This is a genomic window from Pseudomonas sp. LBUM1656 (assembly GCF_059716065.1).
The window spans coordinates 1,780,751-1,793,671 of record NZ_CP166800.1 but is presented as its reverse complement, the minus strand read 5'-3'; the positions used below and the strand labels follow the sequence as shown (position 1 = coordinate 1,793,671).

The 12,921-nt window shown below is 60.1% G+C and carries 13 protein-coding genes; all 13 read right to left on the bottom strand.

The window, feature by feature from the left end:
• Positions 1–25: 25 nt before the first annotated feature.
• A complete protein-coding gene (locus tag ACA072_RS07940; protein WP_497623879.1) occupies positions 26–2,257 on the bottom strand; it encodes a chemotaxis protein CheA in 2,232 nt (743 codons plus the stop codon).
• A gap of 46 nt (positions 2,258–2,303) precedes the next feature.
• Positions 2,304–3,092 carry a protein phosphatase CheZ gene (locus tag ACA072_RS07935; protein ID WP_403099478.1) on the bottom strand — a complete coding sequence of 263 codons (789 nt, stop codon included), beginning with the start codon at positions 3,090–3,092 and terminating at the stop codon, positions 2,304–2,306.
• Between the two features lie 22 nt (positions 3,093–3,114).
• The gene (locus ACA072_RS07930; protein ID WP_003183998.1) at positions 3,115–3,486 is read right to left on the bottom strand and encodes a chemotaxis response regulator CheY; all 372 of its coding nucleotides are present in this window, start codon (positions 3,484–3,486) and stop codon (positions 3,115–3,117) included.
• A 167-nt stretch (positions 3,487–3,653) separates the two neighbouring features.
• Positions 3,654–4,394, bottom strand: coding sequence for an RNA polymerase sigma factor FliA (gene fliA / locus ACA072_RS07925; protein ID WP_007894214.1), 741 nt, complete (start codon positions 4,392–4,394; stop codon positions 3,654–3,656).
• Complete coding sequence (fleN, locus tag ACA072_RS07920; protein WP_003222917.1) at positions 4,391–5,221, bottom strand: flagellar synthesis regulator FleN; 831 nt, start codon at positions 5,219–5,221, stop codon at positions 4,391–4,393. Before fleN ends, fliA begins: the two co-directional genes overlap by 4 nt.
• A gap of 116 nt (positions 5,222–5,337) precedes the next feature.
• Positions 5,338–6,672: a flagellar biosynthesis GTPase FlhF gene (flhF, locus tag ACA072_RS07915; RefSeq protein WP_497623878.1), complete on the bottom strand. Its 1,335-nt coding sequence runs from the start codon at positions 6,670–6,672 to the stop codon at positions 5,338–5,340.
• An 11-nt stretch (positions 6,673–6,683) separates the two neighbouring features.
• Entirely contained in the window at positions 6,684–8,813 is a 2,130-nt protein-coding gene (gene flhA, locus ACA072_RS07910; protein WP_219095671.1) for a flagellar biosynthesis protein FlhA, read from the bottom strand.
• A gap of 239 nt (positions 8,814–9,052) precedes the next feature.
• Positions 9,053–10,192, bottom strand: coding sequence for a flagellar biosynthesis protein FlhB (gene flhB / locus ACA072_RS07905; protein ID WP_497623877.1), 1,140 nt, complete (start codon positions 10,190–10,192; stop codon positions 9,053–9,055).
• 3 nt (positions 10,193–10,195) lie between these two features.
• Entirely contained in the window at positions 10,196–10,981 is a 786-nt protein-coding gene (fliR, locus tag ACA072_RS07900; protein ID WP_497623876.1) for a flagellar biosynthetic protein FliR, read from the bottom strand.
• 3 nt (positions 10,982–10,984) lie between these two features.
• On the bottom strand, positions 10,985–11,254 hold the full coding sequence (gene fliQ / locus ACA072_RS07895; protein ID WP_007948918.1) for a flagellar biosynthesis protein FliQ: 270 nt from the start codon (positions 11,252–11,254) through the stop codon (positions 10,985–10,987).
• A complete protein-coding gene (gene fliP / locus ACA072_RS07890) occupies positions 11,251–12,009 on the bottom strand; it encodes a flagellar type III secretion system pore protein FliP (RefSeq protein ID WP_027922366.1) in 759 nt (252 codons plus the stop codon). The genes fliQ and fliP overlap by 4 nt, the downstream gene beginning before the upstream one ends.
• Positions 12,009–12,458, bottom strand: a complete 450-nt coding sequence (gene fliO, locus ACA072_RS07885; RefSeq protein ID WP_497623875.1) for a flagellar biosynthetic protein FliO — start codon at positions 12,456–12,458, stop codon at positions 12,009–12,011. The genes fliP and fliO overlap by 1 nt, the downstream gene beginning before the upstream one ends.
• Complete coding sequence (gene fliN, locus ACA072_RS07880) at positions 12,459–12,917, bottom strand: flagellar motor switch protein FliN (protein ID WP_109628591.1); 459 nt, start codon at positions 12,915–12,917, stop codon at positions 12,459–12,461.
• Positions 12,918–12,921 lie beyond the last annotated feature (4 nt).

Sequence of the window (12,921 nt, the reverse complement as noted above, 5' to 3'; positions counted from 1 at the left end):
GCTCAGTCGCCCCGCTCCACCAGAATCAAATACGCCGTGCGGCGTAACGCTTGAGCATGCTCGGAACATCGAGAATCAGCGCAATGCGACCGTCACCGGTGATGGTGGCGCCCGACATGCCCGGGGTTCCCTGGAGCATTTTGCCCAATGGCTTGATGACCACTTCTTCCTGGCCCACCAACTGGTCGACGACGAAGCCGATCCGCTGAGTGCCCACCGAAAGGATCACCACATGGCCCTCGCGCTGCTCTTCGTGAGCGGCGGAGCTGACCAGCCAGCGCTTGAGGTAGAACAATGGCAGTGCCTTGTCCCGCACGATCACCACTTCCTGGCCGTCCACCACGTTGGTGCGCGACAGGTCGAGGTGGAAGATCTCGTTGACGTTCACCAGCGGGAACGCGAACGCCTGGTTGCCGAGCATGACCATCAGCGTCGGCATGATCGCCAGGGTCAACGGGACCTTGATGACGATCTTCGAGCCCTTGCCCTTGGTCGAATAGATATTGATGGTGCCGTTGAGTTGGGCAATTTTGGTTTTCACCACGTCCATGCCCACGCCGCGTCCGGAGACATCGGAAATTTCGGTCTTGGTCGAGAAACCCGGGGCGAAGATCAGGTTGAAGCAATCGGACTCGCTGAGGCGATCCGCGGCATCCTTGTCCATCAAGCCTTTCTTCACGGCGATGCCGCGCAGAACGTCAGCGTCCATGCCCTTGCCGTCATCGGAGATGGACAGCAGGATGTGGTCGCCTTCCTGTTCAGCAGACAGGATCACCTTGCCGCTGCGCGGCTTGCCCATCGCTTCGCGCTCGGCCGGCTCTTCAATACCGTGGTCGACCGAGTTGCGCACCAAGTGGACCAGCGGGTCGGCCAGGGCCTCGACGAGGTTCTTGTCGAGGTCGGTTTCTTCGCCGACCAGCTCCAGGTTGATCTCTTTCTTGAGCTGGCGAGCCAGGTCGCGAACCAGACGCGGGAAGCGCCCGAAGACTTTCTTGATCGGTTGCATCCGGGTCTTCATGACCGCGGTCTGCAGGTCGGCCGTGACCACGTCGAGGTTCGACACGGCCTTGGACATGGCTTCGTCGCCGCTGTTGAGGCCCAGACGGACCAAGCGGTTACGCACCAGTACCAGTTCGCCGACCATATTCATGATCTCGTCGAGACGCGCGGTATCAACCCGCACGGTGGTCTCGGCTTCACTGGCCGGTTTTTCCGGTGGTGGAGCGGACGGTGCGCGGGCCGGAGCCGGTGCAGCGGCAGCCGCTGGCTTCGGCGCTTCGGCTTTTGGTTCGGGCGCTTTGGCAACCGGTTTCGGTGCAGCCGCCTTGGCGACTGGAGCAGCCACCGCAGTGCCTGTGCCGACTTCGGTGAACTTGCCTTTGCCATGCAATTCGTCGAGCAGCGATTCGAACTCGTGATCGGAGATCAGATCACCGCCGGCCGCTTTAGCGGTTGGCGCAGCCGGCGCCGGGACGGCGGCAATGGCCGACTCCAGCGCATCCACGGCAAAGTTGCCCTTGCCGTGCAACTGATCGAGCAGTGCTTCAAATTCGTCGTCGGTGATGTCGGAGCTGTCGCCTGCCGCTTTCGGGGCAGCCGGTGCAGCAGGCGCTGCCACCGCGTCGACGGCGAACTGGCCTTTACCGTGCAATTGATCGAGCAACGACTCGAACTCGGCATCGGTGATTTCGTCGCTGGCCGCGGAATCGGCGCCAGCCACTGGAGCAACGGCCGGCGCCTCGGCTTGAGCCTTGACGGCGTTCAGCGAGTCCAGCAGTTGTTCGAATTCGTTATCGGTGATGTCGCCCGATTCTTCAGCGGCCGGTGCTTCGACCACTTCGGCAACCGGTGCGGTTTCATCCGTCGTTTGCGGCTCGGCCAGACGGGCCAGTGCCGCGAGCAATTCAGGCGTGGCAGCCGTGATCGGGCTGCGTTCGCGCACTTCGGTGAACATGCTGTTCACCGCGTCCAGCGCTTCGAGAACCACGTCCATCAGTTCCGAGTCGACGCGACGTTCACCCTTGCGCAGGATGTCGAACACGTTCTCGGCGATGTGACAGCACTCCACCAGCTCGTTGAGCTGGAGGAAGCCGGCGCCCCCTTTTACAGTGTGAAAACCGCGAAAAATTGCATTGAGCAAATCCGCATCATCCGGTCGGCTTTCCAGCTCGACCAGCTGTTCGGACAGTTGCTCTAGAATCTCGCCGGCCTCAACCAGGAAATCCTGAAGGATCTCTTCATCGGCGCCGAAGCTCATTAAGGGGGTGCTCCTACAGGTCTAAAAACCTAAAAAACCTAAAATTCTAAAACCCTAGGCTGGATAGCAAATCGTCCACATCGTCCTGACCGGACACAACGTCTTCTCTTTTATCGGCATGAATCTGCGGACCTTCACCCTGAGAGAGATGTTTTTGCGGATCTTTTTCAGCGAGCATCGCATCACGGTCATGTTCGATACCCGCAAAGCGGTCTACCTGACTGGCCATGAGCACGAGCTTGAGCAGGTTGCTTTCAACTTCGGTGACCAACTGGGTCACGCGCTTGATCACCTGACCGGTGAGGTCCTGGTAATCCTGGGCCAGCAGAATGTCGTTGAGGTTGCTCGACACCGTGCGATTGTCTTCGCTGCTGCGTGTCAGGAAACCGTCGACCCGCCGGGCCAGCTCGCGGAACTCTTCAGCCCCGACTTCGCGACGCATGAACCGCCCCCAATCCGTGCTCAACGCCTGGGCTTCTTCGCTCAGGCTGTTGACCAGCGGCGTGGCGTTCTCCACCAGGTCCATGGTGCGGTTGGCGGCGGCCTCGGTCAGCTTGACCACATACCCCAGGCGCTCGGTGGCGTCCGTGATCTGTGACACTTCCTCGGCTTGCGGCATGTTCGGGTCAATCTGGAAATTGACGATCGCGCTATGCAGCTCGCGAGTGAGCTTGCCCACTTCCTGATACAGGCCGCGGTCACGGGTCTGATTGAGCTCATGGATCAGTTGCACCGCGTCGCCGAACCTGCCTTTTTCAAGGCTTTCGACCAGTTCGACCGCGTGTTTTTTCAGGGTCGATTCAAAATCGCCCAGTGAAGATTCTTTATGCTCCATAGCTCCCCCGTGGCGCAGTGGATCAACCGATGCGTTCGAAAATCTTCTCGATTTTTTCTTTCAACGCCTGGGCCGTGAAGGGTTTGACCACATAGCCGTTAACACCGGCCTGGGCCGCTTCGATAATCTGCTCGCGCTTGGCTTCTGCAGTCACCATCAGCACCGGCAGGTGCTTGAGCTTTTCATCGGCGCGCACGTGACGCAGCAGATCGATACCGGTCATGCCAGGCATGTTCCAGTCCGTTACCAGAAAGTCGATGCTCCCGCTGTTGAGAACCGGAATGGCGGTAGTGCCATCGTCGGCCTCGACCGTGTTGGTGAACCCAAGGTCACGCAACAGGTTTTTTATGATCCGCCGCATCGTTGAGAAGTCATCAACGATGAGGATTTTCATGTTCTTGTCCAATTCGACCTCCAAGCAGTCTTAAACGCGCCCAGCACCTGGACGCGCCATTTCAATCAATCCGGCAATGCACTCGATGACTGTCTGGAGCACAACAGATCGCGACCGGTGCAGTTCAACACTCCACCGGCCTCGTTCGCAGTGTCCCCACACTGCCTTCAGCGCGCTCGCCACTCCCCCAAACGCCCCCGCAAACGGGCCGCGCACTGGCTATGTAACTGGCTGACCCGCGATTCGCTGACCCCCAGGACCTCACCGATTTCCTTGAGGTTCAGCTCTTCGTCGTAGTACAGCGCCAACACCAGTCGCTCACGCTCCGGCAAATTGGCAATCGCGTCCGCCAGCGCTGCCTGGAAGCGTTCATCTTCCAGATCGCGTGACGGCTCCAGATGTGCACTCGCGCCATCCTCATGCAGCCCTTCGTGTTCGCCGTCCTGCAACAGATCGTCGAAACTGAATAACCGGCTGCCCAGGGTGTCGTTCAAAATCCCGTAATAATCGTCGAGACTCAATTGGAGTTCGGCCGCAACCTCATGATCTTTAGCGTCACGACCGGTTTTAGCTTCAATCGAGCGAATTGCGTCGCTGACCATGCGGGTATTGCGGTGGACCGAACGTGGCGCCCAGTCCCCCTTGCGTACTTCATCGAGCATCGCGCCGCGGATTCGAATGCCCGCGTACGTCTCGAAACTCGCGCCTTTGCTGGCGTCGTATTTGGTCGACACTTCAAGCAGGCCGATCATCCCGGCCTGGATCAGGTCTTCAACCTGGACACTGGCCGGCAGACGGGCCAGCAAGTGGTAAGCAATGCGTTTGACCAGTGGCGCGTAACGCTCGATCAGCTCGTACTGCGCGTCACGTGCCGACTTCTTGTAGAGGTTGTAGCCACTGGCTGTCATAGGACGGGTCCTGCGGTCTGTTGCACGAGGCGCTCGACGAAAAACTCCAGGTGCCCACGCGGGTTGGCAGGCAACGGCCAGGTGTCGACCTTCTGCGCGATCGCCTTGAACGCCAGGGCGCACTTGGAACGCGGGAAGGCTTCGTAGACGGCACGCTGCTTCTGCACGGCCTTGCGCACGCTTTCGTCGTAAGGCACCGCGCCGACGTATTGTAGGGCGACGTCGAGGAAGCGGTCCGTGACCTTGGTCAACTTGGCGAACAGGTTGCGACCTTCCTGCGGGCTCTGGGCCATGTTGGCCAGGACGCGGAAGCGGTTCATGCCGTAATCGCGGTTCAGCAGTTTGATCAGCGCGTAGGCATCAGTGATCGAAGTCGGCTCGTCGCAGACCACCAGCAAGACTTCTTGCGCGGCGCGAACAAAACTGACTACCGAGTCACCAATACCCGCAGCGGTGTCGATCACCAAGACGTCGAGGTTGTCGCCGATATCGCTGAAGGCCTGAATCAGGCCGGCGTGTTGGGCCGGGCTCAGATGAACCATGCTCTGCGTGCCGGACGCGGCCGGGACGATGCGAATACCGCCAGGGCCTTGCAACAGAACGTCGCGCAGCTCACAGCGGCCTTCGATCACGTCGGCCAGGGTACGTTTGGGTGTCAGCCCCAGCAGGACGTCGACGTTCGCCAGCCCCAGATCGGCGTCCAGCAGCATGACGCGCCGGCCGAGCTCAGCTAGAGCCAGGGACAAGTTCACTGACACGTTAGTCTTCCCGACGCCACCTTTGCCGCCGGTCACCGCGATCACCTGTACGGGATGCATGCTGCCCATGTTATTTCTTTACCTTGTCTTGCATAGACGGAGGCCACATTACTGGCTGCGCGTTCATCAACTGAACAATGCATGGCAGACCATCGATGTAGGTACAAAAACGGTTCATTAGTACCTCAGCCAACCTGCTTGGTCGGGCTGTGGTAAATATCAGCGAACATGTCAGCCATGGCTTCTTCGCTGGGTTCTTCTTGCATTTGCACGCTTACGGCGCGACTGACCAACTGATGACGACGCGGCAGATGCAGATCATCCGGAATACGCGGGCCATCGGTCAGGTACGCCACCGGCAATTCATGACTGATGGCCAGGCTCAACACCTCACCCAGACTTGCCGTTTCATCCAGTTTAGTCAGGATGCAGCCAGCGAGCCCGCAGCGCTTGTAACTGTGATAAGCGGCCGTTAGAACCTGTTTCTGGCTGGTGGTTGCCAGAACCAGATAATTTTTTGACTTGATGCCACGTCCAGCCAGGCTTTCGAGCTGCATGCGCAGGGCCGGATCGCTGGCCTGAAGGCCCGCGGTATCAATCAGCACCACGCGTTTGCGCAACAATGGATCCAGCGCCTGGACCAGCGATTGGCCCGGATCGACGTGGGTTACCGACACGTTGAGAATCCGGCCCAAGGTCTTCAATTGTTCCTGCGCACCGATACGGTAGCTGTCCATGCTCACCAGCGCGATGTTTTGCGCGCCGTATTTGAGCACATAGCGGGCCGCAAGCTTTGCCAGGGTGGTGGTCTTGCCCATGCCGGCAGGGCCGACCATGGCAATCACGCCGCCCTCTTCCAGTGGCTCGACTTCCGGTGTGGCAATCATCCGCGCCAGGTGCGCCAGCAACATGCGCCAGGCCTGACGGGGTTCGTCAATGTCGGTGATCATCGCCAGCAAGTCGCGGGACAACGGGCCAGACAGGCCGATGCGTTGCAGGCGACGCCAGAGATTGGCCTGGGCCGGACGGCTGCCTTGCAGCTGATTCCAGGCCAGGGAGCCGAGTTGCACTTCCATCAGTTCGCGCAGACTGTTGAGCTCGAAACGCATCGAGTCGAACGCCCGCGGGTCCACGCCGCCAACAGCGGGTGCCGGGGCTGGAGCGGAGCGACGAGGCTCGGCGTAGGTCGGTTCGATCAGCGGCTCGGCAGCGGTCAATGGCAGGCCGGCGAACAACTGGCGATTGGTGGTCTTGTCGCCTTCGGTCTCGCCTTCGCCACGCAGGCTCAATTCAGCCTGGGCAGTGACGATCCGCGACTGGGTCTTGCGCAGCTCATCCTCGAGTTCCATGTTCGGAACACGCGGGGCCAGCGCCGACAATTTGTAATCCAGGGCAGCCGTCAGCTCGACACCACCGGCGATCCGGCGATTGCCAATAATGGCGGCATCAGCGCCCAGCTCATCACGAACCAGTTTCATGGCCTGACGCATATCGGCGGCGAAAAAACGCTTAACTTGCATAAACCACTACCTCAGCCGTTGGGCCCTACTGTCGCAACGATGGTCACTTGCTTGTTGTCAGGAATTTCCTGGTAAGCCAACACATGCAAACCCGGGACTGCCAGTCGGCCGAATCGCGACAGCATCGCGCGAACCGGACCGGCTACCAGCAGAATCACCGGTTGACCTTGCATTTCCTGACGCTGCGCCGCATCGATCAACGAGCGCTGCAGTTTCTCAGCCATGCTTGGCTCCAGCAGCACACCCTCTTCCGAGCCTTGTCCTGCCTTCTGAAGACTATTGAGCAATATTTGTTCCAACCTTGGCTCCAGGGTGATAACTGGTAGCTCGGAGTCAGTCCCTACAATGCTTTGGACGATTGCGCGGGATACGCCGACGCGCACCGCGGCCACCAAAGCGGCAGTATCTTGACTCTTGGCCGCATTGTTGGCGATGGCCTCGGCAATGCTGCGAATGTCCCGCACAGGCACCTGCTCAGCCAACAAAGCCTGAAGCACTTTGAGCAGTTGCGAGAGCGAAACCACACCCGGCACCAACTCTTCAGCCAGCTTAGGCGAGCTTTTGGCCAGCAATTGCATGAGTTGCTGGACTTCTTCGTGACCAATCAGTTCGCTGGAGTGCTTGTACAGAATCTGGTTCAAGTGCGTCGCCACGACCGTACTGGCATCCACCACGGTGTATCCGAGCGATTGCGCCTGGGCGCGCTGGCTGATTTCGATCCACACCGCCTCCAGGCCAAAAGCCGGATCTTTGGCGGTTATGCCGTTGAGCGTGCCGTAGACCTGCCCCGGGTTGATCGCCAATTCGCGATCCGGGTAAATCTCGGCTTCGGCCAGGATCACGCCCATCAGGGTCAGACGGTAGGCACTCGGCGCCAGGTCGAGGTTGTCACGAATATGCACAGTCGGCATCAGGAAGCCCAGATCCTGGGAGAGCTTCTTGCGCACGCCCTTGATCCGCGCGAGCAACTGACCACCCTGGTTGCGATCCACCAGCGGAATCAGGCGATAGCCGACTTCCAGGCCGATCATGTCGATCGGCGTCACGTCGTCCCAGCCCAACTCCTTGGTTTCCATGGCGCGGGCTGGCGATGGCAGCAGCTCTTGCTGACGCTTGACCTCTTGCAGGGCCTGGACCTTGACCACGTTCTGCTTCTTCCAGAACAGGTACGCACCACCGGCCGCCAACGCGGCCATGCTCAGAAAGGAGAAGTGCGGCATGCCGGGCACCAGGCCCATCACCGCCATCAAACCTGCCGCCACGGCCAACGCTTTTGGCGAGGCGAACATCTGGCGATTGATCTGCTTACCCATGTCTTCCGAACCGGAAGCACGGGTCACCATGATCGCTGCAGCGGTCGACAACAGCAGTGATGGCAATTGCGCCACCAAACCGTCACCGATGGTCAGCAAAGCGTACACCCGGCCGGCGTCGCCGAAGGTCATGCCGTGCTGGAAGATACCGACCGCCATGCCGCCGATCAGGTTGATGAACAGGATCAGCAGACCGGCGATGGCGTCACCGCGCACGAATTTGCTGGCGCCGTCCATGGAACCGTAGAACTCGGCTTCCTGGGCGACTTCCATCCGGCGCAGTTTGGCCTGGTTCTGGTCGATCAGGCCGGCGTTCAAATCGGCGTCGATCGCCATTTGTTTGCCCGGCATCGCATCGAGGGTGAAACGCGCGCTCACCTCGGAAATTCGCCCGGCACCCTTGGTCACCACGACGAAGTTGATGATCATCAAAATCGCGAAGACCACGATACCGACCACGTAGTTACCGCCGATCACCACCTCACCGAAGGCCTGGATCACCTTACCGGCGGCGGCATGGCCGTCCTGACCGTGGAGCATCACCACTCGCGTGGAGGCCACGTTCAGCGCCAGTCGCAACAACGTCGCCACCAGCAGGATGGTCGGGAACACCGCAAAATCCAGCGGCCGCAACGCGTACACGCACACCAGCAGCACGACGATGGACAGCGCAATGTTGAACGTGAAAAACACGTCCAGCAGGAACGGCGGCACCGGCAGCATCATCATGGCCAGCATGACCAGCAGCAACAACGGCACACCCAGGTTGCCCCGACTCAAGTCGGCAACGTTTGTGCGGGCAGTGTTGAATAACTGAGAGCGATCCACCGGTTTTCCCCGTTTCTTTAAAGCAAACTTTTGACGCCCAAAGCAGGCGCAGGGCGGCTACTGCAAGAAGCCTTCCAACTTTTGCAGAGGATTGAAACAGAGGGGTTAATTGAGGATTTGTAGCAGCTGCCGAGCCTGCGAGGCTGCGTTCGAGGACGGAATCCTCGGAAAAAACCCTCACGACTGCTGCGCAGCCGAACGCCGCCTCGCAGGCTCGACAGCTGCTACAGGGTGCGGGATCAGGAATCGCGGCGCAGATCCGGCGGAATCGGCAGATTATCCTTGAGCGGATCCGGACGCTTGCCCATGCCCGCGCGGTACTGGCGGATCTGGTAGACGTAGGCCAGTACCTGAGCAACCGCCAGGTACAACCCACCGGGGATTTCCTGCTCCAGTTCGGTGGAGTAGTAGATCGAACGCGCCAAGGCTGGCGATTCGAGCAGCAGCACATTGTTGGCCACCGCGATTTCACGAATCTTCAAGGCGAGGAAATCACTGCCCTTGGCCAGCAACACCGGCGCGCTGCCCTTGTCAGGATCGTACTTGAGGGCGACGGCATAGTGAGTCGGGTTGGTAATGACCACATCGGCCTCGGGAATGGCCGCCATCATCCGGCGCTGGGACATCTCGCGCTGCAACTGGCGAATGCGCTGTTTGACCTCCGGCTTCCCTTCCTGATCCTTGTGTTCGTCGCGCACTTCCTGCTTGGTCATCAGCAGTTTCTTGTGGCTTTCCCACAGCTGCACCGGCACGTCGACGGCGGCGATGATGATCAGCCCGCAGGCCATCCACAAGGTGCTCCAGCCGACCACTTGCAGGCTGTGAATGATCGCCATGTCCAACGGCTCGTGCGCGATGCGCATCAGGTCATCGATGTCGGAGGACAATACCGCCAGCGCCACGAACAGCACGATGAAAAACTTCGCCAGGGCCTTGAGCAGCTCGACCAGCGCCTTGGCCGAGAACATCCGCTTGAGCCCCGCGCCGGGGTTCATGCGACTGAATTTCGGCGCCATCGAGCTCGCCGCAAACAACCAGCCGCCGAGGGAAATCGGGCCGATCAACGCCGCCAGCAACAAGGTGATCATCACCGGTTGAACCGACAACAAGGCAATCAGCCCCGAGTGCATCAGAAAGGTGCCCATGTTGCGCTGATCCAGAATGACTTCTCGCGACAGCGTGAAGTTCATCCGCATCAGTTCCATCAGGTCTTGCGCCAGGGCACCGCCGAAAATCAGCAACGCGCCAGCACCGGCGAGCATGACCGCCAGGGTGTTGAGTTCCTTGGAGCGCGCAACCTCCCCCTTTTCCCTGGAGTCCTTTTTGCGTTTCTCCGTGGGGTCTTCTGTTTTGTCCTGACCGCTTTCGCTCTCAGCCATGACTCAGCGCGCCCGTGCCAGTTCGCGTAACAACTGCAAGGCCTCGGAAGCCAGCGGTTGATACTGATTGATGATGTCCGCCAGACCGACCCAGACGATGAAGAGCCCGAGCACCAGGGTCAGCGGAAAACCGATGGAAAAGATGTTCAGCTGCGGCGCGGCGCGGGTCATCACGCCAAACGCAATGTTGACCACCAGCAGCGCCGTGACCGCCGGCAGCACCAGCAACAACGCGGCACCCAGGACCCAACCGAGCTTGCCGGCCAGCTCCCAGAAATGATTGACCATCAACCCGCTACCCACCGGCATCGTGGTGAAACTTTCGGTGAGGACTTCGAAGACCACCAGGTGACCGTTCATGGACAGGAACAACAGCGTCACCAGCATGGTGAAGAACTGCCCGATCACCGCTACCGAGACGCCGTTGGTGGGGTCGACCATCGACGCGAAGCCCATGCCCATCTGAATGGAGACGATCTGCCCCGCCACCACGAAGGCCTGGAAGAACAACTGCAAGGAGAAACCCAGCAGCGCGCCGATGAGGATCTGCTCGGCGATCAGCAGCAGCGCACTCAAATCCAGCGCATTGATCGGCGGCATCGGTGGCAGGCCCGGCGCAATCACCACGGTGATCGCCAGGGCGAAGTACAGGCGCACGCGCGTGGGCACCAGGGACGTGCCGAACACCGGCATGACCATCAGCAACGCGCCGATGCGAAACAGCGGCAACATGAACGTCGCCACCCAGGTACTGATCTGGGTATCGGTCAGTTGCAGCAGCGACGGCATGGTTTAGCCGATGACCTGAGGAATGCTGCCGTACAGCTGCAGGATGTATTCCATGAACGTCTGCACCAGCCACGGACCGGCGACAATCAGCGTCACCAGCATGACCAGCAGGCGCGGCAGGAAACTCAGGGTCTGTTCGTTGATCTGCGTGGCGGCCTGGAACATCGCCACCAGCAGGCCCACCAGCAGACTCGGAATCACCAGCACGGCGACCATCATGGTGGTCAGCCACAGCGCTTCGCGGAAGATGTCTACCGCCACTTCCGGCGTCATGGCGACACACCGCCGAAGCTGCTCGCCAGGGTGCCGATGATCAACGCCCAGCCATCCACCAGCACGAACAGCATGATCTTGAACGGCAGGGAAATGATCAGCGGCGAGAGCATCATCATACCCATGGCCATCAGCACACTGGCCACGACCAGGTCGATGATCAGGAACGGAATGAAGATCATGAAGCCGATCTGGAACGCGGTTTTCAGTTCAGACGTCACGAAGGCCGGCACCAGAATGGTCAGCGGCGCCTGATCCGGCGAGGCAATGTCGGTGCGCTTGGACAGCCGCATGAACAGTTCAAGATCGCTGCTGCGCGTCTGCGCCAGCATGAAGTCCTTGATCGGCACCTGAGCCTTGGCCACGGCATCCTGAGCGGTGAGTTTTTCCGCCAGGTAAGGCTGCAAGGCGTCCTGATTCACCCGGTCAAACACTGGCGCCATGATGAACAGGGTCAGGAACAGCGCCATGCCGGTGAGGATCTGGTTCGACGGCGTCTGCTGCAGGCCCAGGGCCTGGCGCAGAATCGAGAAGACGATGATGATCCGGGTAAAACTGGTCATCAGCATGACGAACGCCGGGATAAAACTCAGCGCCGTCATGATCAGCAGGATTTGCAGGCTGACCGAGTATTCCTGGGCGCCATTGGCGTTGGTACCCAGGGTGATCGCCGGGATCGACAACGGATCGGCGGCGAACGCCAGCGGCGCGGCCAGCATCAGGGCCAGCGTCAAGACGATGCGTAACGCACCCATTACTTCTTATCCTTCTGATCCTTGCCGAGTATCTTCAACAGATGCTGGGCAAACTCCGGAGTCGCTTTATCGGTGGTGGTCGGCACTTCGATCGGCTCTTTAAGCACATGCAACGCAGTGATCGTGCCGGGGCTGAGGCCAAGCAGGATCTGCTCGTTGCCGACTTGCACCAGCATCAAGCGGTCGCGAGGACCCAAGGCACGGGAACCGACAATCTCGATCACCTGCCCTTTGCCGGCCGGCCCGGCCTGCTGGACCCGGCGCAGCAGCCAGGCAAGGAAGAAGATCAACCCCAGTACCAGCAGCAAGCCGAACACCAACTGCGTCAATTGCCCGGCCACACCGCTACCGGCCGCCGGCGCAGCAGCGGCCGTTACAGCCGTGGCCACAGGTTCGGCTGCCAGAACACTGAACGGCAACGCAAGCAGAAGCCCCAGAACCTTGTTCACTTAGCGCAGCTTCTTGATACGTTCGCTTGGGCTGATCACGTCAGTCAGGCGGATGCCGAACTTCTCGTTGACCACAACCACTTCGCCGTGGGCGATCAGGGTGCCGTTGACGAGCACGTCCAGCGGCTCACCGGCCAGGCGATCCAGCTCGATCACCGAACCCTGGTTGAGTTGCAGCAGGTTGCGGATGTTGATGTCGGTGCTGCCCACTTCCATGGAAATCGACACCGGGATGTCGAGGATCACGTCGAGGTTCGGACCGTCGAGGGTGACCGGATCGTGGTTCTTCGGCACGCTGCCGAACTCTTCCATCGGCAGACGGTTGGACGGCGAACTGGCGGCGTCGGCAGCCAGCAAGGCATCGATATCGTCCTGGCCGGCATCACCGGTTTCTTCCAGGGCGGCAGCCCATTCGTCAGCCAGTGCCTGGTCGTCCTGGGCGTTCATATCGTCGTTCATCATG